Origin of the sequence: Ruegeria lacuscaerulensis, assembly GCF_013033355.1 — a bacterium.
Classification (GTDB): Bacteria; Pseudomonadota; Alphaproteobacteria; order Rhodobacterales; family Rhodobacteraceae; genus Ruegeria; species Ruegeria lacuscaerulensis_A.
In genome coordinates this window covers 366,316-390,728 of the sequence record NZ_WQDY01000001.1, presented here as the reverse complement: position 1 = coordinate 390,728, position 24,413 = coordinate 366,316, and the positions used below count along the sequence as shown (strand labels likewise).

General features: G+C 58.0%; 24 protein-coding genes. 7 read left to right on the top strand and 17 right to left on the bottom strand.

Translation table 11 applies throughout. The annotated features are described in order from the left end of the window. Positions 1-20: 20 nt before the first annotated feature. The 4 genes from metA (at position 21) to GOW48_RS01855 (ending at position 3,504) form a co-directional block, all read left to right on the top strand. The gene (metA, locus tag GOW48_RS01870) at positions 21-938 is read left to right on the top strand and encodes a homoserine O-acetyltransferase MetA (protein WP_170353081.1); all 918 of its coding nucleotides are present in this window, start codon (positions 21-23) and stop codon (positions 936-938) included. Next, the gene (locus GOW48_RS01865) at positions 928-1,881 is read left to right on the top strand and encodes an alpha/beta fold hydrolase (RefSeq protein ID WP_234899392.1); all 954 of its coding nucleotides are present in this window, start codon (positions 928-930) and stop codon (positions 1,879-1,881) included. Before metA ends, GOW48_RS01865 begins: the two co-directional genes overlap by 11 nt. A 49-nt stretch (positions 1,882-1,930) precedes the next feature. Further along, on the top strand, positions 1,931-2,800 hold the full coding sequence (gene ppk2, locus GOW48_RS01860; RefSeq protein WP_170750927.1) for a polyphosphate kinase 2: 870 nt from the start codon (positions 1,931-1,933) through the stop codon (positions 2,798-2,800). Positions 2,801-2,889: 89 nt separating this feature from the next. Next, on the top strand, positions 2,890-3,504 hold the full coding sequence (locus GOW48_RS01855) for a TetR/AcrR family transcriptional regulator (protein WP_170750925.1): 615 nt from the start codon (positions 2,890-2,892) through the stop codon (positions 3,502-3,504). 6 nt (positions 3,505-3,510) lie between these two features. Here the strand turns inward: GOW48_RS01855 and GOW48_RS01850 are convergent, their stop codons facing one another. The 3 genes from GOW48_RS01850 to GOW48_RS01840 form a co-directional block, all read right to left on the bottom strand. Further along, positions 3,511-4,569: an adenylate/guanylate cyclase domain-containing protein gene (locus tag GOW48_RS01850; protein ID WP_170353077.1), complete on the bottom strand. Its 1,059-nt coding sequence runs from the start codon at positions 4,567-4,569 to the stop codon at positions 3,511-3,513. Continuing rightward, complete coding sequence (locus GOW48_RS01845) at positions 4,566-4,934, bottom strand: group I truncated hemoglobin (RefSeq protein WP_170750924.1); 369 nt, start codon at positions 4,932-4,934, stop codon at positions 4,566-4,568. The genes GOW48_RS01850 and GOW48_RS01845 overlap by 4 nt, the downstream gene beginning before the upstream one ends. 121 nt (positions 4,935-5,055) lie before the next feature. Then, positions 5,056-5,898, bottom strand: a complete 843-nt coding sequence (locus GOW48_RS01840) for a glycosyltransferase family 25 protein (RefSeq protein ID WP_170750922.1) — start codon at positions 5,896-5,898, stop codon at positions 5,056-5,058. 139 nt (positions 5,899-6,037) lie between these two features. Here GOW48_RS01840 and speB point away from each other — a divergent pair, with 139 nt between their 5' ends. Next, positions 6,038-7,012: an agmatinase gene (gene speB / locus GOW48_RS01835; RefSeq protein WP_170750920.1), complete on the top strand. Its 975-nt coding sequence runs from the start codon at positions 6,038-6,040 to the stop codon at positions 7,010-7,012. Positions 7,013-7,033: 21 nt separating this feature from the next. Here the strand turns inward: speB and GOW48_RS01830 are convergent, their stop codons facing one another. The 8 genes from GOW48_RS01830 to GOW48_RS01795 all read right to left on the bottom strand — a co-directional run bounded on the left by GOW48_RS01830 (position 7,034) and on the right by GOW48_RS01795 (position 16,285). Continuing rightward, positions 7,034-8,251, bottom strand: a complete 1,218-nt coding sequence (locus GOW48_RS01830; protein ID WP_170750918.1) for an aminopeptidase P family protein — start codon at positions 8,249-8,251, stop codon at positions 7,034-7,036. Positions 8,252-8,413: 162 nt separating this feature from the next. Beyond that, entirely contained in the window at positions 8,414-9,625 is a 1,212-nt protein-coding gene (locus GOW48_RS01825; protein ID WP_170750916.1) for an ABC transporter permease, read from the bottom strand. 5 nt (positions 9,626-9,630) lie between these two features. Further along, positions 9,631-10,902 (bottom strand): ABC transporter permease, encoded by a 1,272-nt coding sequence (locus tag GOW48_RS01820; protein WP_170750914.1) that lies wholly within the window; start codon positions 10,900-10,902, stop codon positions 9,631-9,633. A gap of 65 nt (positions 10,903-10,967) precedes the next feature. After that, positions 10,968-12,056: an extracellular solute-binding protein gene (locus GOW48_RS01815; protein WP_170353070.1), complete on the bottom strand. Its 1,089-nt coding sequence runs from the start codon at positions 12,054-12,056 to the stop codon at positions 10,968-10,970. A gap of 99 nt (positions 12,057-12,155) precedes the next feature. Beyond that, positions 12,156-13,247: an ABC transporter ATP-binding protein gene (locus GOW48_RS01810; protein ID WP_170750912.1), complete on the bottom strand. Its 1,092-nt coding sequence runs from the start codon at positions 13,245-13,247 to the stop codon at positions 12,156-12,158. Between the two features lie 148 nt (positions 13,248-13,395). Beyond that, positions 13,396-14,103: a maleate cis-trans isomerase family protein gene (locus GOW48_RS01805; RefSeq protein ID WP_170750911.1), complete on the bottom strand. Its 708-nt coding sequence runs from the start codon at positions 14,101-14,103 to the stop codon at positions 13,396-13,398. After that, positions 14,100-15,245 (bottom strand): M24 family metallopeptidase, encoded by a 1,146-nt coding sequence (locus GOW48_RS01800; RefSeq protein WP_170750910.1) that lies wholly within the window; start codon positions 15,243-15,245, stop codon positions 14,100-14,102. Before GOW48_RS01800 ends, GOW48_RS01805 begins: the two co-directional genes overlap by 4 nt. Next, complete coding sequence (locus GOW48_RS01795) at positions 15,242-16,285, bottom strand: pyridoxal-phosphate dependent enzyme (RefSeq protein WP_170750909.1); 1,044 nt, start codon at positions 16,283-16,285, stop codon at positions 15,242-15,244. The genes GOW48_RS01800 and GOW48_RS01795 overlap by 4 nt, the downstream gene beginning before the upstream one ends. Positions 16,286-16,369: 84 nt before the next feature. Here GOW48_RS01795 and GOW48_RS01790 point away from each other — a divergent pair, with 84 nt between their 5' ends. Together GOW48_RS01790 and argE are read left to right on the top strand one after the other, a co-directional pair. After that, positions 16,370-17,554: a M24 family metallopeptidase gene (locus GOW48_RS01790; RefSeq protein WP_170751382.1), complete on the top strand. Its 1,185-nt coding sequence runs from the start codon at positions 16,370-16,372 to the stop codon at positions 17,552-17,554. Beyond that, positions 17,551-18,708 (top strand): acetylornithine deacetylase, encoded by a 1,158-nt coding sequence (argE, locus tag GOW48_RS01785; RefSeq protein WP_170750908.1) that lies wholly within the window; start codon positions 17,551-17,553, stop codon positions 18,706-18,708. The genes GOW48_RS01790 and argE overlap by 4 nt, the downstream gene beginning before the upstream one ends. Here argE and GOW48_RS01780 read toward each other — a convergent pair. Genes GOW48_RS01780 through GOW48_RS01755 form a run of 6 tightly spaced genes read right to left on the bottom strand, consistent with a single transcriptional unit; the run spans position 18,705 to position 24,381 of the window. Continuing rightward, complete coding sequence (locus GOW48_RS01780; protein ID WP_170750907.1) at positions 18,705-19,571, bottom strand: urea carboxylase-associated family protein; 867 nt, start codon at positions 19,569-19,571, stop codon at positions 18,705-18,707. The genes argE and GOW48_RS01780 overlap by 4 nt on opposite strands. 27 nt (positions 19,572-19,598) lie before the next feature. Then, positions 19,599-21,077 carry an aldehyde dehydrogenase gene (locus GOW48_RS01775; RefSeq protein WP_170750906.1) on the bottom strand — a complete coding sequence of 493 codons (1,479 nt, stop codon included), beginning with the start codon at positions 21,075-21,077 and terminating at the stop codon, positions 19,599-19,601. A gap of 8 nt (positions 21,078-21,085) precedes the next feature. After that, positions 21,086-22,120, bottom strand: a complete 1,035-nt coding sequence (locus tag GOW48_RS01770; protein ID WP_170750905.1) for an LLM class flavin-dependent oxidoreductase — start codon at positions 22,118-22,120, stop codon at positions 21,086-21,088. After that, positions 22,120-23,037: a flavin reductase family protein gene (locus tag GOW48_RS01765; protein ID WP_170750904.1), complete on the bottom strand. Its 918-nt coding sequence runs from the start codon at positions 23,035-23,037 to the stop codon at positions 22,120-22,122. Before GOW48_RS01765 ends, GOW48_RS01770 begins: the two co-directional genes overlap by 1 nt. Then, complete coding sequence (locus GOW48_RS01760) at positions 23,034-23,810, bottom strand: alpha/beta fold hydrolase (RefSeq protein WP_170750903.1); 777 nt, start codon at positions 23,808-23,810, stop codon at positions 23,034-23,036. The genes GOW48_RS01765 and GOW48_RS01760 overlap by 4 nt, the downstream gene beginning before the upstream one ends. Further along, complete coding sequence (locus tag GOW48_RS01755; RefSeq protein WP_170750902.1) at positions 23,782-24,381, bottom strand: amino acid synthesis family protein; 600 nt, start codon at positions 24,379-24,381, stop codon at positions 23,782-23,784. Before GOW48_RS01755 ends, GOW48_RS01760 begins: the two co-directional genes overlap by 29 nt. Between the last annotated feature and the right edge of the window lie 32 nt (positions 24,382-24,413).

Here is a 24,413-nt window from a genome sequence, read left to right as displayed (position 1 = left end):
AACTCCAAAGGCTTGCACTGATGCCAATCAAGATTCCCTCCGACCTGCCCGCATTTGACGTCCTCTCGAAAGAGGGTGTCATGGTCATGGCCGAGGATCAGGCAATGCGTCAGGATATTCGCCCTTTGCGGATCGGGTTGCTGAACCTGATGCCGAAAAAGATTCAGACCGAAAACCAATTCGCCCGCCTGATTGGCGCGACGCCTTTGCAGATCGACCTGTCGTTGATCCGCATGACCGAGCATCGCACGAAAAATACTGCGGCCGAACACATGGCTGAGTTCTACCGCCCGTTTCAGGAGGTCAAAGATCAGAAATTTGATGGCCTGATCATCACCGGTGCACCTATCGAACATCTTGAGTTCAATGATGTTACCTACTGGGACGAAATCAGCGAAGTCTTTGAGTGGACTCAGACCAATGTCCATTCGACTTTTGGCGTTTGTTGGGGGGGAATGGCGATGATCAATCATTTCCACGGCGTCAAAAAGCACATCCTGGACGCTAAGGCGTTTGGCTGTTTCCGTCACAGTAATCTTGCACCCGCGTCGCCCTTCTTACGGGGGTTTTCGGACGATTGCGTTATCCCTGTCAGCCGTTGGACAGAAATGAAGCAATCCGAAATCGACACCGCCTCGGGGTTAAAAACGCTTTTGGGCAGTGACGAAGTCGGACCGTGCCTTGTCGAGGATCAAGCCCACCGCGCGATCTATATCTTCAATCACTTCGAATATGACAGTGATACGCTGAAACAGGAATATGACCGCGACGTGGCCAACGGTACCCCAATCAACGTGCCAATGAACTACTACCCTGACGACGATCCAAGTCGCCCGCCGCAGAACCGATGGCGCAGCCATGCGCATTTGCTCTACGGTAACTGGGTCAACGAAATTTATCAGTCCACCCCGTTCGAGATGGAAAACATTGGCCGTTAAAGCGCTTATAGCAGTTCTTTTGCTCGTCATTGGGCTTACCGTCATCACCACTTGGCGCGAGTCGCACAACAAGGCGCGCGCGGAAACTGCTTTCCCACCAGAGGGCCAGATCATCGACGTTGATGGCATCGGCATTCACTCTGTCATAATGGGTAATGGCCCCGATGTTGTTTTGATCCATGGATCGAGTGGCAACACACGGGACATGACCTTTGCGCTGGCGCCGATCCTTGCCAAAAATTACCGGGTTATCATATTCGACCGTCCCGGCCTGGGATATAGCGATAGCTTTAATCCCGACGGGGAAACTATTGTAGAACAAGCGGAAATCTTGCAAAAAGCGGCTGAAAAACTTGGCGCCAAGAAACCTATAGTAGCGGGGCAAAGCTATGGGGGGGCTGTGTCTCTGGCATGGGCAGTGACGCGTCCTGATAACCTTTCAGCGCTGGTCCTGATCGCGCCTGCTGCCATCCCGTGGGAGACACCACTTGATGGGTTCAACAAGATGGCGTCAACACCAACAGGAAATGTGCTGGCGCTGCCGCTGATCAGTGCGTTTGTTCCGGAATGGTATGTCGAACAAACTTTGGATCGCGTCTTCGCGCCTCAAACGGCCCCTGAAGGATATGCAGACCATTTTGGCACCGGCTTAACGATCCGTCGTGCTTCGATGCACGCCAACGCCAAGCAACGTGCCAACCTTCTGGAAGAAGTGCGCGCCTTGCAACCCAGCTATAAGAACATCGACGTACCGACCGAGATCGTACACGGCACTGCGGATGACACCGTGGGTCTTGGTTGGCACTCACATCGCTTGATCGAACAGATTCCCGGCGCAGAGCTGATCGAGCTTGAGGGCATTGGCCACATGCCGCAGGTCGTCGCAGCCCCCGAAGTCGCCGCAGCCATTGATCGCGCAGCCCAAAGGGCAGGTTTGCGTTAATTCGCCGGCTAATCCATAGTAAGTTATGGGTTTTATTGTGAGGTGAGGTATGGCCCGGTCTGAAAAAGGCTCTATTGAAAAATACTTTCGTAAAGAAGCGCCAAAGGATGTCCGCTCGGCCATCGAGAAATCCGACAAAGACGACATCCTCAATCCATCATACCCTTACAACGAACGCATGAAGCGTAAGGATTATGACAAGCAGATGGAGGCTCTGCAGGTCGAGCTGGTCAAAATGCAATCTTGGGTAAAAGAGTCCGGCAGCCGCATCGCGCTTATTTTCGAAGGCCGCGATGCCGCAGGTAAAGGCGGTACAATCAAACGGTTCCGAGAAAACCTTAACCCGCGCGGGGCACGCAATGTTGCGCTCAGTAAACCCTCGGATCAGGAACGCAGCCAGTGGTATTTCCAGCGCTATATCCAACATCTACCTGCGGCGGGAGAAATCGTGTTTTTTGACCGCAGCTGGTACAACCGCGGCGTTGTCGAAAACGTTTTCGGTTTTTGCGAAGCTGTTGAACGCGAAAGATTTTTCCGACAGGTCTTGCCGCTTGAGACCGGGCTGGTAAATGACGGTATCCAGTTGTTTAAGTTCTGGTTGAATGTCGGTCGCGCCGAACAGTTGAACCGGTTTCTTGCGCGCGAAACTGACCCCCTCAAACAATGGAAACTTAGTCCAATTGATGTCGCTGGGCTTAGTAAGTGGGACGAGTACACGCAATCGATCAGCGAAACACTGACCCGCAGCCATTCTGACCACTGTCCCTGGACGATCGTTCGTTCCGACGACAAGAAACGCGCGCGTTTGGCTGCAATCCGGACGGTTCTGCACGCGGTCGACTATGATGAAAAAGACGCAGATGCCATCGGTGAAAATGACCCGAAAATCTGTGGCGGTCCGGACATCTGGGATGCATGAGTGTTCCACGGTTGCTATTGGACGAAGCCCGGTCACGGATTATGTCGAAATAACAACAAACAACGACAACAAAGGCAGCTGATCAGGAGATGACGAAACGCGGGTATCACCACGGCAATCTAAAACAAGCGCTGATCGAGGCTGCTTTGTCGCTGATTGAAAAGAAGGGTCCGACCGGCTTCACCTTATCCGAGGCCGCAAAGACTGCCGGGGTTACACCCGCTGCAGTGTATAGGCACTATCAGGGTCGCGAGGATCTGATTGCCGAGGCAGCTCGTCAGGGTTTCGAGATGTTCGCGGATCTGATGCAATATGCCTACGACAAGGGGCAACCGTCAGCTTTGGCCGCGTTCGAGGCCACCGGGCGGGCCTATCTGGCCTTTGCTCGCAAGCATCCGGGTCACTATATCGCGATGTTCGAAAGTGGCATTTCACTCAATCGCACGCCGGAACTGTCAATGGCGGCGAACCGCGCCAAAAGCGTACTTGAAAAGGCCGCCTCTGACCTGTCCCAACATATCCCACCAGAAAAGCGCCCTCCGGCCTCGATGTTCAGCGCTCATATCTGGGCCATGAGCCACGGGGTGGTAGAGCTGTTTGCGCGCAATACTGGTGCAAGCTCTCCGTTCCCGCCCGAGGACTTGTTGGAATCAGGGATAGGCATCTATTTGCGCGGACTGGGACTGGTGCCACCCGACGAATGACGATGACTAAAACAAATGCCGGGGCTGTGGCATGCTCAACCCCGACGTCACATTGATCAGATCCATCTCGCCCATACCCTTGATGTCAACGCGTCCTAAGTCGGAGACCTGAAACTCGTCGATCAACGCATATTTCATCTCTTCCGGAGCGACAATATTCATTGGGTTGGCAAAGACTTGCAGCCGAGACGCAATGTTAACCGCAGGTCCGAACACATCGTAGACGTATTTCTGAATCCCAACCACAGATCCCACGGCGGGGCCCATTCCCAGACCAATTCTTGCCTGCCACTTGTGCGGGTGGCTTTCGTTGCGACGTTCCAAGTACCGCAAGAACCGGACTGCACAATGTGCAACTGCGGTCGCATGGTCCGGCGTAGCATCCGGCATCCCGGATACAGCAAGATACGCGTCGCCGATGGTCTTGATCCTCTCGCAGCCAAATTGTTCGACGATGCGGTCAAAAGCTGTGAAAATGTCGTTCAATTCACTCAGTGTAACCGTCGGATCCGTCTTGGCGGCAAAGTCTGTGAACCCGACAAAATCAAGCATTACAACTGAAACTTGATCGTACAGCTGAGGCGTGACAACGCCAAACGTCTTAAATTCTTCATACACAGCGCGCGGCATCAGATTTAGCAAAAGCCGCTCGACCCGTTCTTTTTCCCGCTCCAATTCGCGCGTATTGCGTTCCACCATGGTCGAGTAGCTGTCGATCATGCTTTCCAGTTCACGAATGCGGGTGATGTTCTGGCACTCAATGACCAAAAGTTGCTCTTCCGCGCCGTTGGCCAATGAAATGGCCGTCGCGAAGACCAAAGTCCTGCGCTTTGGCTTCAGTTGCATTTCGAAGGAATAGCGCAACCCCGATTGCTTGACGTCTTCCAACTCACGCTGATCAAGGGTCGGGAAAACGTCCAACAGAGTTTGACCCTCAGCCGGTGTGCCGAACCATTCTGAAAACGGACCATTGTAAAAAACAAAGCCAAGGTCCGAGGCGCGAACAACCGCAACACCGACTCCGATAGCGCGCAACAGTTGCTCATTTATTGCTAAAATGCTCATGCCGCGCTGCGTGTAACGATTATTCTGCGTTTCGATTCAATGGCTCCCAGCGCGATTTTAACATGAGAGTCATCCATCCCGTGCATTTCAAGCGCCTGCGCAAACAGCGCAGCCATCTCATCAAAATCCTCGTGTGAAATATTGAGGTGCCGATGCACGGCCTCGATACGCTCATCGCTGAACGAAGCGGGTCCACCGACCAAAGAAGATACAAATTTGGTCTGGTGATCGATCAGACGTGGCATATCGATATCTTCAAAATGCCCTCCGATCTGATCGGAATCCAAGGCCATTTCATAGAACGTCATAACGATCCGACTGATCGTTTTGAACCCACCGTAGCGTTCGTAAATCGTCTGACTCATGCTGCGAACCCGTGCGCCACCCGTAAACAACACCACAACGTTATATCAAACTGACAGTTTTGTTAACGCTAATACGTGCAGAAAGCACCGAATAGGCTCGCGGCGCCACAAAACGACGCGTCTAAACGTTGAGATCGCCCGCACAAGGAATAAAGCCAACAAAGCCACCTTTCCGGATCAGCCGCCTTTGGCCACCCATCCGCCAATACAGTTTCCGCTGTGCGGCCAAAAGCTCTCGTCGCAAGCGGAACCAAGTGGGCCCTTTGTCCAGGCCGCTGTTGGTTTTTCGATCCCTAGAGCGTTCGCTGACCTTAACATCCTCTTGCGTCTGTTCCTGATGCTGAGACCAGATAACCTGCACACCGACGGCCGGAAAGCACTGAAACATGCGCCAATCCGCACGCGGGATCGAGACGAAGTCATCCAGGTGGTCGGAATAGGCGTTGGACCAGGCCAATAGCTTACGGCAGGCGGCATTCGACAAGACATACGCAGCAGCGCTTGGTGCCATCTCCAACATCGGTCGCACGTCAACTGCGCCAACGGTCTGAAGGGTCCCAAATCGCAACTCTCGGGGGGAATAATCAAGCTTCACAAAATCAAACTTGGAACTTTCATTCAGAATATTGGTCACAACGCGCCCTGCACTGCTGGACATTTCCACGTCATCCTCAAAAACGGCCACAGCCCTCAAGTCCTGATCGACGGCGGCTTGCCAAACGGCACGATGGCTTTCGAAACAGGCGATCTCGCTTTGCTTCAGCCCCCAACGGCTGCCAGTGCCAGGAACGTAGCCGTTCTGGTCCAACGCGCCGGTTCGCTGCCCGTCAACGGCACTGAAACGGATGGCAGCGGACAGGCCAGCATGCGCAAACTGCCGATCCATAAAATCCCGACGGGCGGGGACACGATCCAGATTGATGTAGAACACACCTGTCTTGGGTGGCAGTTCGTGCTGTCCCACGGCAATTCCTTTCCAACCTTCGCTCAGATAGACACCCTTGGCGGACGATATTCAACCCATCCACCCCTCAAAGAAACCTATCCTGCTTAAGACAACGCTTCTAAGCTGCAACGGACAAACAAGAAACGGGAATCGCGCTATGTCGTCTCATGGGTATGCAAGTGGCCGTCTGAACCTGCCATTCGTCGGTATTTCGACCTTTGGCAAGTCACCTTATGTCGAGGATTGGGACCAGATCGACGCTGATGTGGCGATCATAGGCGCACCCTTCGATTTTGGCACACAATGGAGATCCGGCGCTCGGTTCGGGCCACGTGCGGTGCGTGAGGCGTCGACACTGTTCAGCTTTGGCCATGCCGGGGCGTATGATCACGAGGATGACGTGACGTATTTGGATAGCTCGGTCCGCATGGTCGATATCGGCGACGCGGACATCATCCACACCAAGACCGAGGAAAGCCACACCAATATCCAGTTCGGGGTCCAGAAGATTCTGGACGCAGGCGCCCTGCCCGTCACCATCGGCGGAGATCACTCGATCAACATCCCCTGCATCAATGCTTTTTCTGACGATTGCGCGGAAAATGGTCCGATCCATGTGGTTCAGATCGACGCCCATCTGGATTTCGTGGATGAACGCCACGGGGTCACTGCCGGTCACGGCAATCCGATGCGGCGCGCGATTGAGAAAGACTATGTCTCGGGCATGACGCAGTTGGGCATCCGCAATGTGTCCTCAACCGCAAAGGAAGGCTATGAGGATGCCCGCGCCCGAGGGTCCGATATCCTGTCTGTGCGACAGGTCCGCAAACTGGGAACCGAGGGTGTCTTGGCCCGAATCCCCGAAGGCGCGCGGTATTATGTAACGATTGATATCGACGCTTTTTGCCCATCGATTGCGTCAGGCACCGGCACGCCCAGCCACGGGGGGTTTCTGTATTATGACGTGCTGGAAATCCTGCAAGGTCTGGCGCAACGCGGCGATGTGGTCGGCATTGATCTGGTCGAGGTCGCGCCGAATTACGACCCTACTGAGAGCACGCAGATTCTGGCGGCGCAGGTACTGCTGAATTTCATCGGCTTCATTTTCCACGAACGTAGCAAGAGGGGCTAAGCGCCCCTCCTGCCCTTCGGGTCAGTTGATCGTGTTATGTTCCGGCCCATAGGGGAACCCGGTGATGTTCTCGGCCCCATCATCGCCGACAACCAGAATATCATGCTCACGATAGCCACCCACACCGGGCTGACCTTCGGGAATCCACAACATCGGCTCGATTGACACGACCATGCCGGGTTCCAACACCGTGTCGATATCTTCACGCAGCTCCAGCCCTGCCTCGCGCCCATAGTAGTGGCTGAGGACGCCAAACGAGTGGCCATAGCCGAAGGAGCGATATTGCAGCAGCCCCTCATCGGCAAAGAAGCGGTTGATCTCGGCGGTGATGCCCGAGCAAGTCGCGCCGGGTTTGATCAGGCTTAGGCCAAGCTCATGCGCGGCCACATTGGCCTTCCAGATGCGCAAGCTGTCGGCGTCGGGTTCGCCCAGAAACAGGGTACGTTCCAGCGCGGTGTAATAGCCCGAGATCATCGGGAAGGTGTTCAGCGACAGGATATCGCCCTTTTGCAGCGCCCGCTTGGTTACGGGATTATGCGCGCCGTCCGTATTCAGGCCTGACTGGAACCAGACCCAGGTGTCCCGGTATTCGGCATCCGGGTAGGCGCGGGCGATCTCGGCCTCCATCGCGTCGCGCCCGGCCATGGCGATCTCAATCTCAGTCGCGCCTTCGCGGATCGCGGCGTGGATGGCCACCCCACCCACATCTGCAGTGCGGGCCCCGCCCTTGATCAGCTCGATCTCTTCCGCCGATTTCACCATGCGGGCGGCCATCGTATCACCGGCCACATCCACCAGTTCCGGCTGCCCCAGCATCGCCAGCGCCGTGTCGCGCGCGGCCAGCGTCATGTGATCGCCTTCGATCCCGATCCGCTTGGCACCCCCGATCAGGCTGGCCACCGCGCGCCAGTAATTGTCGCGCTTCCAGTCGGTATAGATCACGTTTTCCTCGACCGAGCGCCGCCACGGCTGGCCCGCGTCGATATTCGCCGACACCGTCGTACATGCGTCCTGCGTCACCACGCAGCCATAAGGACGGCCAAAGGCGCAATACAGAAAGCCCGAGTAATAGGCGATATTGTGCATCGAAGTCAGCAACACCGCCGGAATATCCCGTGCCGCCATAATGGCGCGTAGGCCCGACAGGCGGCGGGCGTATTCGGCTTTGCTGAACGGCAGCGGGGCCTTATCGCCATTGTGGCTGGTGAAGAACTCGGGGCGGTTTGTCAGGTCTGTCATCATGCTCTCTCCTGCAATGCCGGACGAAAGGTGCCCGGCCACAAGTCCCGGCGTTCAGGACAAGCGGCCTCGGGAACCGAGAGCCATGCGCCCGTATAGATGTCACGACGCCATCGTGACCGGACTGCATATCGCAATGGCTAAATCACGCCGCGGCGCGCGTCAAGCGGGGGAAAGACCCCGCAGACGCTCGGACCGGCGGCGCAGCAATTCAACCGTGGTCAACAGCGCGATCGAGATCACGACAAGGATCGTAGCCACCGCCAAAATGGTCGGGCTGATCTGTTCGCGCAGACCTGTGAACATCTGCCATGGCAGCGTTTTCTGGCTGGCCGAACCGACGAACAGCACCACAACCACCTCATCAAACGAAGTGATAAAGGCGAACAAGCCACCTGAGATTACACCCGGCAGGATCAGCGGCATCTGGATCTTGAAGAAGGTCCGCACCGGCCCTGCCCCCATGTTCGCCGCTGCACGGGTGAGCGACTGGTCAAAGCCGACCAAGGTCGCCGTCACAGTGATGATCACGAACGGAATGCCCAGAACCGCGTGCGCAAGAACAACCTTAACATAGCCCACAAAGTTCTTGTCCATGCCCAGCGTTCCTTCAAGGAACCGGCCGATATCGCTGTAGAAAAAGAACATGCCGGTGGCCGAGATGATCAGCGGCACGATCATGGGTGAAATCAGGATACCCATAATCGCCCGTTTGCCCGGAACGTGGCTCTGGCTGAGGCCGATGGCCGCCAGTGTGCCCAGCGACACGGAGATGATCGTCGCAATCGGCGCGATGATCAGCGAGTTCTTGAAGCTGCGCTGCCATTCATTGTTTGTAAAGAAGTCGCGGTAATGCTTCAGCGAATAGCCTTCGGGGTCCAGCCGCAGCATTTCAGGCGTGAAGGTAAAGAAATCCTGCGCATTGAACGACAGTGGCAAAACCACAAGGATCGGTGTGATCAGGAACACAAATATCGCACCGCAGATCACCCGGAAAGTATAGTGCCAGAACACCTGTCGACCGGTCATATAAGGCAGCAGTTTTTGGCGGTATCGTCCTTCGTAAAGCCAGAAGATGAAGAAGGCAAAAAACCACCCAACCAGAAGGCCGATGATCAGGCCAGTCGCCCCAGCGAACACAATGCCCAGCACGCCCATCCCAAGGATCGTGATCCAGCGGGCGACACGCTCATTGTCCAGGACATTCATGTAAAGCCAAGCCAGACCCGCCATCAGAGCGGCTCCGATCACGATACCCAGCAGGACACTGCCCTGCCCGGCGCCGACGAACATACCGACGAAACCTCCGGCGATGGCCACAGCGGGCAGAACCACCGACATGGGTTTGCGGGATATTGGTGTTAGTGCTGCCATCGTCTTTATCCCAGCTTCACGTTGTCGATGCCTACGATCTTGTCATAGCACCAGTAGAGTAACAGAACGACCGCCAGCAGGATCGTCCCGAGCGCAGCCGCCAATCCCCAGTTCAGCGAGGATGAGATGTGGTACGCAATCCGGTTCGAGATGAAGACACCCTTGGTCCCGCCAACGATTTCCGGCGTGATGTAGTAGCCGATGGCAAGGATGAACACGAGGATCGACCCCGCGCCGATGCCCGGAATGGATTGCGGGAAGTAGATGCGCCAGAAAGTCGTCCAGTTCGTTGCGCCCATGGATTTCGCAGCGCGGGTGTAGGATTCAGGAATGGTCTGCATCACCGAATACATCGGTAATATCATGAACGGCAGCAGGATATGCGTCATCGCGATAATAGTGCCGAACTGGTTGTTGATGATCACCAATCGCGCGTCATCCGCGACCAACCCCAGCCAGACTAGCGTTTCGTTGATCACCCCCTGCTGCTGCAACATCACCTTCCACGCAGACGTTCGCACCAGAAGTGATGTCCAGAACGGCAGCAACACAAGGATCATCAGCAGGTTAGACACCCGCATCGGCAGGGTCGCCAGAATATATGACACCGGATAGGCAAGTAGGATGCACGAAGCAGTGATGATCAGCGACATCATCAGCGTACGCCCAAACAGCTTGATTAGGATCTGTTTGTCCTCAGGCTGCGCCTGCGCACCTTCAGGCGTACGGCGCATGTCGATTGCGTTCAGGAAATATCCGTTGGTGATCGGAACAGCGTGGGTCTTGATGGCGCGCCAGGTTTCGACATCCCCCCAACCGTCGTGAATGTCGATCAGCCTGTCCTTGAACGGGCCATCGGTTTCAGGGTCAAGTTTTTTAATCTGGCGGCCCGAGCGACGGAACATCGAGGACATACCCGTCTGCTCATAGTTCAGGCGCGAGCCAAGCCGTGTGTGTGTCTTTTCGTCAATGGCAACGACCATATCTTTCGTGAACGCGGCGTATAATGCCTCATCCGGTAGTTCGCCGCTTTCCGCATCCCAGTTCTTCAATTCGACCACGGTCAGGGGCAGCGTATCAGCCACAATCCCGTTCTCGACCGAACGGAACAACATGGACACGATCGGGATCACAAAGGACAACAGCACAAACAGCAGCAACGGCGCAATAAGGGCCAGCGCCCTAAGTTTGCGACGTCTTAACGACCGCGCCAGCGATTTTTTCAGAGGCGTGCCGTCAGCGGCCAGCATCGGACCTGATTGAGTTGCGTCAGTCATCTGCGTCCCTTGGTCTTTTGGTGGGTTGGGGCCAAAACCGGCCCCAACCATTTGTCACAAAAGGCTTATTGTGCCAGCCACGCCTGGAACTTGGCGTCGATGTCGTCGCGGTAGTCCGCCCAGAACTCGTAGTTATACAGGAACGTATTCTTGGCGTTTTCCGGGTCGGTCGGCATGTGCGGTGCCATGTCGATGCCCAGATCGGCGTGCTGACCAACCAGCGGCGCCGACGAGGCACGGGCCGGACCGTACGAGATGTACTTGGCCTGATCCGCCAGACGCTGGGTGTCAGTTGCGAACATGATGTAGTCCAGCGCGCGCTGCTGACGCTCTTCGCTCAGACCGGCAGGGATGATCCAGCCATCCAGATCGAATACCTGCGCGTCCCACAGCATGGCGACGGGCTGTTTCTGCTCTTCGATCACGCTGAACAAACGACCGTTATAGGTCGAGCCCATGATGACTTCGCCGTCGGCCAGCAACTGCGGTGTGTCGGCACCGGCAGACCACCAGACTACGCTGTCCTTAATAGTATCCAGCTTGGCAAGAGCCTGATCCTGACCTTCCGGTGTCGCCAGAACGTCATAGACGTCGTCCTTGGCTACGCCATCACACAGAAGCGCCCATTCCATATTGTTGATCGGACGCTTTTCCAGCGAACGTTTGCCGGGATAGTTTTCCAGATCGAACACGGCGCAGATCTCGGTCGGAGGCGTGTCGCCCACCAGATCGGTACGATAGCCGAAAGTGGTCGAGTACACGATCTGCGGGATAAAGCAGTCACTGACCAACAGATCGCCGAAATCTTCGGATGCTGGTGTCCCGTCCGGTGCGGCAGCCAGTTGGCTGTCGAAATCGATCTCCATCGCCAGACCTTCGTCGCACAAACGGATCGCATCCGCTGCAACAACATCCACTACATCCCAAGTGATGTTGCCCGCTTCGTTCATCGCGCGCAGTTTAGCCACCGCCTCAGCCGAGCTGTCATCGTTCAGGATGGTGACGCCTGTCTTTTCCGAATAGGGCTCGTGATATGCTTTCAGCTGCGACTTGGAATAAGCGCCGCCCCAGGACACGATGGTCATTTCTTCGGCCATCGCACCACCGGCTACGGCAGCAACCGCACTTGCCATAAGAGTGGTTTTAACTTTCATGTTTAACTCCCTGTTATACCCGTTACTTTTACTTTGCTTAGGCCGGATCACGGGGCAAACCAGCCAACTCTTACCCCAAACATTCGGGGTATTTGTGACTCAGGCGTCCAGCGCCCTGCAGTCATGGGCCAGCCAGCCGATTTCGACCTCCTGACCGGGAGACAGGCGTACCGCATCCGGCGCGTTGCGGGTTTTGATGATGAAGTCATCGTTCCCAGCAACCGACAGACGAAAGCGGAACACGTCGCCCATATAGATGAACTCTTTCACCGTTGCTTTAAGCGTATGTGCATCAGCGTGCAGACGATCTTTGTTGAATTCAACCCGTTCGGGACGGATCGACACTTTGGTGCGCTCACCCGCAGCTGTCACATTCACCGGTTTAGCGTCAATCTCAGACCCATCGTCCAGCGCAACAACACACGAGTCGCCGTCAATCGACTTAACGACACCTTCCAATGTGTTGTTTTCACCAATAAATTGAGCCACAAAGCTGTTTTCCGGCTCTTCATAAAGCAAATCGGGCGGCGCAAGTTGCTGAATTCGTCCGTCGTCGAAAACAGCCACACGGTCCGACATGGTCAACGCTTCGGTCTGGTCGTGGGTTACGTAAACAGTGGTAATACCCAGCTCATGCGCCAGACGCGTGATTTCGAACTGCATATGCTCGCGCAACTGTTTATCCAACGCACCCAACGGCTCGTCCATCAAAACAAGCTCGGGTTCAAAAACTAGTGCGCGGGCCAATGCGATCCGCTGCTGTTGACCACCGGACAACTGAGCGGGGCGCCGGCTGCCAAATGCCCCCATCTGAACCATATCTAGGGCGCGTTTCACTTTTTCTTCGCGCTCGTCCTTCCCGATTTTTCGAACTTCCAGCGGGAAAGCGAGATTTTCGGCAACCGTCATGTGCGGGAAAAGCGCATAGTTCTGAAAAACCATGCCGATCCCCCGCTTGTGGGGCGGAATATTGTTGATCGGACGACCATCCAACATGATCTCGCCATGGGTTGCTGTTTCGAACCCGGCCAACATCATAAGGCAAGTGGTTTTGCCTGACCCGGATGGGCCGAGCATTGTCAGGAACTCACCTTTAGGCATTGAAAGATTTAGATCTTTTACGACAAGGATCTCGCCGTCGTAAGATTTCTGGACACGTTGAAACTCGACGAACGCTGCGTCATTAGACATTACCAACTTGGCTCCCCTGTCTGTCCTTGCTTGCCCGGTTTATCCGGATCTCAAGGACCTGTCAGAGCCCATTTAAGGACAAGCAGGACGGGCGACGCAACCAAAATATGTCAGGAGAATGACAAAGAAAGCGCCACACGCCTGATATTCAGGCGTCATTCAAGCGTCGCATGTGCCACGCAAGGCTTTGATTGCTTGAAAGAACCGGCTTTCCCAACCGACTTTCAATTTCTGGCAAAGCATCAAAAGTCTTTAGATTCGTACAGCTTATAAAAACACCCTCAACTGCCGAATCAGAGCCCAGGTTAAGCGCCGCGTCGACTAGCGATTGGCGGGATATTCGAACAACCTTGGATTCCTCGGACTCACCGAATGAGCCAAAAACGTCCATTGTCACTCCGTTTTTTGCGAAGGCACGGCGTAATGGATCGTTCACTTCTTCGATATAGGGCGACAGCAAAGCGAATTTGGAAACACCTTTTTCCGCAGCGCAGGCGGAAGCTGCACGCAGCGGATTCGTGACGGTCGCAACGTTGCAGTTCTTTTGAACCATGCGCTCGACCATAGCTGAACCGATCACGGAGCTGGCCGAGGTGCAGCCATACCCCACAACCTTATAAGGCCGGACTTTGGGCAATAGATCTGAGGCTGCAGGAAGGGCGTTCTCCATCTGGGCCAGCGTGTCCGTTGTCACCTCTGCGCCGCTGGGAATTCTGGAAACGTAAATCGGCGCGTGGCAATTTGCGAAGTAAGCGCTGAATTCCGGTTCAATCGTTTCGTCCGTCTGCAAGACGATCAAGCCCATCGGGTTGAGCTGCGGGTCGTCCTCTTCCAGTTCATAGGGTAAATAGCTCATATCACAGGCAACTCCGGCCCAAGCCGAGGGCTGATGAACCGCGGCGCATCTTCGGTAATCACGATGTTCTCTTCATGAACCAGAATTTTATCGCCAACGGCTATTCCGGGTTCGAGCGTCAAAACCATGCCGGGTTGCAACACAGTATGATCGTCGGGAATCAACGAAGGCCATTCTGTGAGGGACATCCCCAGGCCATGCCCCAGACGCCCAGCCCCCGTATCCGCATTTTGACGTGACAGAACACTGTTCATTGCGTGATGCAGGTCGGAAGCGGTCGCGCCCGGCTTTGCAATCTCGAATGCTGCATCAGACGCCTCAATCAAGGTTGCATACGCAGAACGCACTGACGTCGAGGCCGGACCAATCGACCAGTTTCGGTCGTAGTCACAAAAATACCCGTCCCACACCAAACCAGTGTCCAACATCAGGACATCTCCGGCCTCCATCGCCGTATCTCGGGCCGGAGAGATTACATCCGTATATCCCCCCTGCTCGGCACCGCCCGCAAGATAGGGCACCCAATCGGCGCCTACCTCCAGACACAGCATTTGGAACTTTCTAAACACCTCATCAACGGCAATGCCAGATCCTGCGATTTCAGGAACACGCTGAAAAGCCCGCGCGGCAATCGCGCAGGCGGTTTCGATTTTCGCGATCTCCGCCGTTGATTTGATCATCCGAAGGCCGCGCATAAGTTCCGCATCGCCAGCAACCCTCCGCGAGCCCAATAGCGATTGAAGGCGCAACAAATCGGCCATCGGCATACGGACATGGGTTTCGTGCCCATCAGGCAAACTAATAGTGGCATCCGTCGGAGTGACCTCGATTAGGGTTTCCGCCAACAGACTAACGCCGTCATCCAACAAGTCCGGAGAGCTCCAGGTTCGGATATCGTCGATCCAGGTTTGCCCCATCAGTGCAGCACCAATAGAGGGGATAACGGCAATCGGTTTTCCACTGACCGGAACCACCAGAAACCAAGGTCGGGTCGGGCTTTCCCAAAACCGGGTCAAGTAGCCGGTAAAGTACCGAATCTCGGGTTCAGTTGTCAGCAGCAAGGCAGACAAGTCCGCTTGGACCATCATCTTTTGCGCACGCTGCAACCGAGCGGTGAACTCAGCAGTGTCGAACCCTCTCATTCCGCAATCTCGGACAGAAAGCACAGAACCTTGGCGTCCGCACCAATTCCTAAACGCTGCAGCACTTGGGCATTCATGGCAGCGGCAATCCCTGCCCCACCGGATGCCGTCGTTGCCACCCCAGCCGCCGCCATCGCAGGCAAATGCTGAACAACCTCGTCATCGGTCAAAGTCAAAAACGCGTCGGCATCTCTGGCCAAGCCGTTCAGAGCGATCAACGAAGGTTCTTTGCAATCCAGACGTCCCATTATGCTGTCAGGGCCATCCGCGAAAACGCAGGCCCCGGCCTCGATACTCGCTTGTAGCGCGGGGGCGGACTCGGGCTCGACCACGATGATTTTGGGCGCGTCACCCCAGACATGGCGCGCATAGGCCGCCACCGCGCCCGCCAGCCCGCCAACCCCTGCCTGCAGCATGATATGGCTGGGCATTTCCGGACATTGACGCACGGCCTCGACAGCCATCTGCAGATACCCCTCCATAAGCATATGCGGAATTTCGATATATCCGTCCCAAGAACTGTCGGACAGCAGCGTCCACCCGTTATCCTGCGCGGCTTGGCTGGCGGCCTCCATACTGGCGGCATAATCGACGCCTTGCCGCACAACCTGCGCCTTTTGCGCACGGAGGCGGTCCGCGAAACTCTCCGGTACAGTTTCGGCGATATAGACGACCGCCTGCGCGCCAAATACCCGCGCGCCTGCGGCGACGCTCATGCCATGGTTTCCTGCACTGGCCGTCACATAGGTTCGACTGTTCAATGTATTGCAGTCCGGCGCATCCGTTGCCTCGGCCGCATGTCGCGCGATTACGTAGGCCGCCCCAAGCGCCTTGAAAGACCCAAGATTCATGCGGCCACGCTCGTCCTTGATCCAAAGATTGGCCACGTCGGCAAGCTCTTTTGCATCGACCAATGGAGTTTCACCCGCAGCGGGGCATTGCGACAGAAGATCGGCTACGCGGGCTGCATCAATGGACGGGTACGGAGCAGAAGCGGCAAGTTTCCGGCCTCCGCGATGTGGATTGAGTGTGATCTTCAATGGGGCGTCTTTCCTGAGTTGCCCATTGACGTGACTGCATTCGTCCAGTTCTGTCAACATAACTCGAACACGACTGGAGCTGCTATGCCTCATGCCAATCCGGCCTTTTCACGCGCCGAATATGATCGCCGGCTTGCCAAGACGCGTTCCGCAATGGCAGCCGCTGGTTTAAATGCCCTGTTTGTGCAGGACCCATCGAATATGGCGTGGCTGACCGGGTATGAGGGCTGGTCCTTCTACGTGCATCAGGGCGTCGTCGTTCTACACGATGCCGATCCAATCTGGTGGGGCCGCAATCAGGACGCCAACGGCGCGCGGCGCACGGTCTGGATGAGCGATGACCGCATTCACGGCTATGCAGATAACTATGTTCAATCGACCGAGCGGCACCCAATGCAAGACCTTGCTAAGTTGCTGCTTGAAAATGGCCTTGGGCAGGCGCGTTTCGGGGTTGAGTTGGACAATTACTATTACTCGGCCAAGGCGCATCTGACATTGGCCGCCGAATTGCCTCAGGCCACGTTGGTCGATGGCAACGCTTTGGTGAACTGGCAGCGTGCCGTGAAATCCGGTGAAGAAATCGCCCTGATGCGCAAAGCTGCGCGGATTTCGGAACATGTGATTGATGGGGTGATAGAACGGATCGAACCCGGCCTGCGCAAGAACGAACTGGTGGCGCAGATTTACCATGACGCGATCTCGGGCGTGGGTGAGGATTGGGGCGATTACGCCGCCATCGTGCCCCTTCTGCCCTCGGGGCCCGATGCCGCCGCGCCGCATCTGACATGGGACGGCGCGCCCTTCAAATCCGGCGAATGCACGTTTTTCGAACTGTCAGGCTGCTATCGCCGCTATCACGCGCCTTTTTGCCGGTCGGTCTTTCTGGGCCAGCCGCCCGACCACCTGCTGCGGGCCGAGGCCGCGCTTGTCGAAGGGCTTGAGGCCGGGCTGGATGCCGCCCGTGCGGGCAATCAGGCGCGCGATATCGCGCTGGCGTTGGCCGCGCCGCTAGAGCGCGCCAGGATCGAGCGCGGCGCGCGCTGCGGCTATCCGGTGGGCCTCAGCTATCCGCCGGACTGGGGTGAACGGACGATCTCCTTGCGCCCCGAGGATGAGACGGTGCTGGAACCCGGCATGACGTTCCACTTCATGCCCGGCCTTTGGATGGACGATTGGGGCCTTGAGATCACTGAGACCATCCTGATCACCGATTCCGGCCGTGCAGAATGTCTGTGTAACCGGCCCCGCAAACTGTTCGTGAAACCATGACCCTGACCAGAACCACCGAAATCCTCGCCGATCTGATCGCCTTTGAAACTGTATCTGCGGACAGCAATCTTGAGGCCATCCGATACCTGACCGACCACCTTCAGGCCTTGGGTGCGCGCTGTATCGAAACACGCGATGCAACGGGCAAGAAGGCCAATGTCTTTGCCACCCTTGGCCCCGACAAGACCGGCGGCATCCTGCTATCCGGCCACACGGATGTGGTGCCGGTGGCCGATCAGGACTGGACCTCGGACCCGTTCGAAATGGTTGAGCGTAACGGCCGCCTGTATGGGCGCGGCACCTGCGATATGAAGGGGTTTATCGCGGCGTCTCTGGCCTTTGCCGAAGCGTTAGACGTTGAAAAACTGACCCAACCGCTGCATTTCGCCTTTACCTATGATGAGGAAACCGGCTGTCTAGGCGCGCAGAATTTGGTCAATGACCTCTCCGAACGCGGCATTGTTCCGGACATTGCCATCATCGGCGAACCGACCGAAATGCGGGTGATCGAAGGCCATAAGGGTTGCTTTGAATACACCACGCGTTTTACCGGTCTGGAGGGTCACAGCTCGGCCCCGGATGACGGCGTGAACGCCGCCGAATACGCCGCGCGCTATGTCAGCAAGCTGTTGGAATTACGCCATGTTCTGAAGTCCCGCGCCCCTGCGGGCAGCTTGTTTGAACCCCCATGGACCACGATCAATGTCGGGTTCTTCAACGGCGGCGTGGCCCATAACGTGATCGCCAGCAAAGCCGAGATCGGTTGGGAAATGCGCCCGGTGCAGGCCAGTGACGCGGACCTCGTCAACCAAACGCTCAGCGATTACGTGACCCATACCCTGCTGCCCGAGATGCAGGCCGTCCACCCCGAGGCCAGCATCACCCAAGACGTGGTGGCTGAGGTGCAAGGGCTCGAGCCGATGGAGGACAACGCCGCCCGCAAACTGGTGGCCGAGCTGACCGGCGCCAATGGCACCGGCACCGTCGCCTTCGCCACCGAGGCCGGTCTGTTCCAGCAGCTTGGCGTTCACGCTATCGTCTGCGGCCCGGGCTCGATCACACAGGCGCACAGGGCCGACGAATATGTCGAGATCGAGCAGCTGGACCTGTGTTGCCGGATGCTCGACCGATTGGGCCGCCGCCTGATCGCCTAGCCCGTGCCGTGGGTCCGGTCATAGGCGGATCGCGGCGGCTGAACATGGGCCGCGCGGGCATCCTCTCCGGGGTCATAGACCTCCATCAACAGAGGGTAACAGGCGGCGGCGTCCGAGGAATGCTCGGAGGAACAATCGCCGCCGGGACAGGCCGAAAGGCCCACGATCAGGTCAATCTCGGCGTAGAATTCAAGGTAGTCGCCCGGACGCACCGGGCTGGCCTTCATAAAGTACTGACCGGTATCGCGGGTAAAGCCCGTGCACATAAAGACGTTCAGTACGTCATGCACATGCATCTCGGCCTCGTGCAGCGGCAGATCGCAATGATCGGCCAAAGCGCGGGTCAGGTTGGAATGGCAGCAATAGTGATAGTCGTCCCCCGACAGCAGCCGCCCCGTATAGGGATCACAGCGCGTCCCGATCACATCATGGACCGAGCCGCCATAGGCATCGAACCCGTACCAATCCAGCGTGTCCCCCACGATGGTTGCCATCGGGCGCATGTTGGGAAAGCTGGACCACATGCGGTCGCCGGTCGAAAGGTGCGTACCGTGCAACGCGCGGGTTTTGCCGGAATAGAACCGCTCGGTCAGGTCATGCTTGTTCCACATGTTCAGATCGCCGACCTGCGGGCCATCCACCGACACCACGCGCACAAAGGCCCCGGCGGGCACCTCGATACAGGCCGCATCGCGCGGGGCCGCCGTGGCCTCAGACGTTTTGACCGCGCTTTGCCGCAGGGTGTTCAGCCCGGCGATATCGGGTTGGGGCAGCGTATCCGGCGGATAGCAGACGATCGGAGGAATGTCCTTACGCGCCCCCGCATCTGCGGGGGCTGGGAAGTGGGGTGTCTTCAATTTCATGCGCGCTCTCCCTGTGTTTCCACAGGTTTAGCGCATCACAAACGGGTTCGCCATCGGCTCTTGCGCGGTGCTGATCCACGTGGTTTTGGTGCGGGTGTAATCCAGGATCGCCTCAACCCCGGCCTCGCGCCCGTAACCTGACTGATTGAACCCGCCAAAGGGCGCAATCGGGGAAATCGCACGATAGGTATTCACCCAGCAAATCCCCGCGCGGATGCGTTTCGACACCCGATGCGCGCGCGCAAGGTTCTGCGTGAAGACGCCGGACCCCAGACCGTAAGGCGTGGAATTGGCAAGCGCGATGGCCTCTTCTTCGGTCTCGAACGGCAGCAGAGACATGACTGGACCGAACATCTCCACCTTCAGCGTCTCGGTCTCAGGCACTGCGCATTCGACCAGCGTGGGCGTCATGTAATTGCCCGGACGATCTGCGGGCGCGCCGCCAAAGCGAATCCTCGCCCCCTGCCCTTGGGCTGTGGCCAGTGTCGCCTCAATCTTTCTGACCTGCGCGGCGGTGCATAGCGGGCCGACATGGGTGTCGGGCTGCAGCGGATCGCCCAGCCGAATGGCGCTGGCCTTTTGTGAAATCTTTTCGATTAGCGGCTCAAGGATCGAACGATGCACCAACCCCCGTGTTCCCGCCACGCAGCTTTGACCCGAGGCCCCGAAATTCCCGGCGATCAGCCCGTTTGCGGCCCCGTCCAGATCGGCGTCGTCAAACACAAGGATCGGAGATTTCCCACCCAGCTCCAGCGAGGTCACCGCGAAATTCTCGGCCGAGTTGCGCACCACGTGGCGGGCGGTCTCGGGTCCTCCGGTAAAGGCGATGCGGTCCACATCCGCGTGGCGGGTCAGCGGGATCGCGCAGTTCTGGGCATCGCCGGTGATGACAGAAACAACGCCGGGCGGGAACCCAGCCTGTTCGATCAGCCGCGCGAATTCCAACATCGGCGCGGGGGCGATTTCCGAGGCTTTCAGCACCACCGAACACCCCGCCGCAAGCGCCGGCCCCAGCTTGGTGGCCGTCAGAAACATCTGCGCATTCCACGGCACAATGGCGGCAACAACACCGATCGGCTCGCGCGTGGTGAACACATGCATGTCGGGCTTATCGATGGGCAAGACAGTGCCTTCGACCTTGTCCGCCAGCCCCGCGAAATAGCGATAATAGTCGGCCACATAGCCCGTCTGCATTGCCGTTTCCGCCAGCAGTTTGCCGCTGTCGGTGGTCTCCAGCTCGCCCAACTTCTGCGCGTGCTCCGCCACCAGATCGGCCAGCCGGTACAGTAACTTACCGCGCGCTGTCGCCGTCATGTCGCGCCATGCGGGGTCGTCCAACACGCGCTTGGCTGCGGCCACAGCGCGGTTCACGTCATCGGGCGCGGCGCAGGCGAACGTGGCCCAGCCCTGCCCGGTGGCCGGGTTTTCCGAAGTCATGACCTGCGCATCCGCGCCCTCGGACCATGCGCCGTCAATGAAAAGCTGAAAATGTGGAAGGTTTCCCATGGTGTTCCTCACTGAAAGGCTGGCATGACTTCGTCGATGAACCGCGCCAACGAGGCGCGCTTGCGGTCATTGGTCATGCCGCTATCGACCCAGAACGAGAACTCATCATATCCCAAATCCTCGTACCGTTTGATCCTGTCGATCACCTGCTGCGTTGTGCCAACGGTCAGATCCTGGCCCAGTTTCTCGGTCGTATACATCGGGTTGGCGTCCATCTCCTGATCCGAGATCGGCTGGATCAACCCTTGCTGCACGGGCCGCTTGTTCAGGAACCATGCGCCGAAGTAGTTGTAATAACGGCGCAATTCCTGCACACCCTGCGCCACGTCATCTTCATCCGCACCTACATAGGTGTGATGCAACAGCATGATCTTGGGGCGTGGGCCGGAATAGCTTTCGCAGGCGGCATTGAAACGGCCCATCAGCGTCTCAATCTCTTCCATGCCCTGCCACAGCGGCGTGACCTGAATGTTGAACCCGTTGTGAACTCCGAATTCGTGGCTGTTGGGATCACGCGCGGCGATCCAGATCGGGGGGCCACCTTCCTGATACGGTTTCGGGGCCGAGGTGGCCGCCGGGAACGAATAAAACTCGCCCTCATGCGCACAATCCCCGCGCCAGATTTGCGGCACCAGGGGGGTGCATTCGCGCATGCGCTGCCCGGCCTCCCACGCGTCCATGCCGGGCATCAGTCGCTCGTATTCATAGGAATAGGCCCCGCGCGCGATCCCCAGCTCGATCCGGCCCTTGGTCATCTGGTCCGCCGCCGCGGCCTCACCGGCCAGCTTGATCGGATGCCAGAACGGCGCGATCACCGTACCAGTGCCCAAGCGCACATTCTTGGTGTGATGCGCCAGATCGACCAGAGACAGGAACGGATTCGGCGCGATGGTAAATTCCATCCCGTGATGTTCACCCGTCCAGACCGCGCGCATGCCGCCATCATCGGCCATTTTCACGAGGCTCACGAACTCATCATGCAACACGTCATGGGGCTGATCGGGTGTCAGACGTTCCATATGGGCAAAGAGAGAAAACTCCATCAACCGGCTCCTTTGTCGAAACTGTGCAGCTCACCCCGGTCGGCATCGCCAAGGTAGAGCGAAAAATCCCCTTCGCGCGCTTCCAGCGCAAAGCGTCTCATCATTTTGCCCACCGACGGGGTGGCGTATGTCAGGTTGGGCAGGTGTTCGATGGCGATCCACTCGGTCCCTTCGGGGATCGCTGCCCCGGCGAATGACGCCAGAAAGAACGTGTAATGCAGCTTGGTCGTCGCATCGTTGAACGAGGAATAGACCTGCTCTAGCCGCGCCTTGATCCCCCGGTCCGCCAGACCCTGCGCCAACCGCAGACGCTGCCCGCCGGGCTCGGCACCGGCGATGTGGAAGGGGCTGTGCGTGGTCCCCCGCCGCTCCATCAGAACCGCGTCGCCGGCCCGGATGATCGCGCCGCAGATGGTGGGCTGATCGCTGTCCATCTCCTGTTCCAGCCCAAGGCTGAAATACGAGCCGCCCACATAACCGAGCCCCCGCCCCCCGGCATGCGAGAAATCCGTGACCTGCCCGATCAGCACCGTATGGTCACCCGCCGGGATCGTCTGATGAGTCGAGCAACAGAACTGCGCCAGCGCACCGTCGACCAGCGGCAGATCATGGGCCCCTGTGCTGTGGGCCACTTTGGCGAAACGGTCGCCCTTATAGCTTGCGAACGTGTTCGAGGCGTCCTGCTGCCCCTCGGCCAGAATGTTGACGGCAAAGTGGCTGCAGCCCGCAAACACCTCATAGCTGGATAGAAACTTGCCCGGACAGACCAGCAACAAAGGCGGATCCAGCGAGACGGACGAGAACGAATTGGCCGTGAACCCGACTGGGTTGCCTGATGCATCGCGGGTCGTCACCACGGTCACACCGGTCATGAAACTGCCGAAAGCGTCGCGCAGCGCGCGGGGATCAAGCGTCATGAGTGGCACTCCTTAACAAACGACAACAGAGCCGCGTTGACCTGTTGGGCATGTGTCATCGGCATCATGTGAGCCGCGTTCGGGATGATCTCGGCCCGCCCGTTCGGGGCAAGCGCGGCCATGTCTCGCGACATGCGCGGGGTCGAGTTCGGCTCATCCTCGCCCGTCAGAAACAGGGCCGGACAGGTGATCGCGGCAAGTTGCTCAGCAGTCGGTCCGTCGCTTTCGGCGAAGACGGTATAGGCGGCCTTGTAGGCGCGTGGCCCGACCTGTTGCAGCCAGCTATCGCAGGCGTCCCGCTCGGGGGATGCCTTGTCATCGAACCAGCGCTGCAACGTGGTCGAGGGGTCATTGGCCCGCTCGCCATCCAGCGCCTGAGCCCGCGCCAGAACCGCCGTACGGGCTTCTTCCGAGCGCTGGAAAATCGCGTTCAGCGCGGCCACCCCCTTGACGTTTCCACCCTCTGCCGCAATCCGGGTTGCGATCAGCGCGCCCATCGAATGCCCGATCAAAACCGCCGGTTGGTCGATCAGCGCGGCCACGGGTGCGATATAGCTCGCCAATCCATCGACCGGGTGAAACGCAGATGCCCCATGCCCCGGCATGTCCGGGCACAGCACCCGGAACCCCGCCGCGACCAGAGCGCCAATCTGTGCGCCCCACGCCTCGGCCCGCAGGCCAACACCGTGCAGCAAGACGACCAGCGGCCCCTCGCCCGCGTCAATCGCGGCGAGGCCGCCGATCTCAGACCGAGGCCGGGTTGTCCACGTCATGTCCCAGATCCTTCAGGTCTTTGTAGCGGTCTCCGATGCGATGATGTGGCCGCCCCGTCGTCGCCCCGCCCAGCACCACCACGACCTCATCTGCGCGAGGCGCATCAGGGATGGAGAATTGCAGCGTCAAGTAATGCGACCGGCGGCCCGCATCGTTCTTGTCCATCATCGGCACCATGATCGGCGTATTCGCCGGGCCGCGTGTGTTGGTGAAGGACAGGTAGGATTTGGCCCCCACTGCCTGCCGGTAGAAATTGCCGAAATGCAGCGTGTGGATCAGGCCCGAGGCGTGTTCAACCTCACCATCCAGACCCACCACGGCCGCCTTGCCATAGGCTTCGATCGCCTCACCGCCACCGGCCAGCGCCACCATCCGGTCGGTCATCATCTCGCCCAGCACCGGACCATAGGCCAGAATTTCGGGGCGCAGGTCTTCGACATACCGTCCGGCCCAGGGGTTCTTGATCACGGCGGCCACGGCGAACATCCGCCACGGGCGGTCCGCCGGGCGGAAGCCTTCGATCAGAACCTCTTCGTCATACGTCACAATTTTGCGGATTTCTGGCTGCACGGTGTCCTCCTGCGTGTTGCGCGGAATATCCA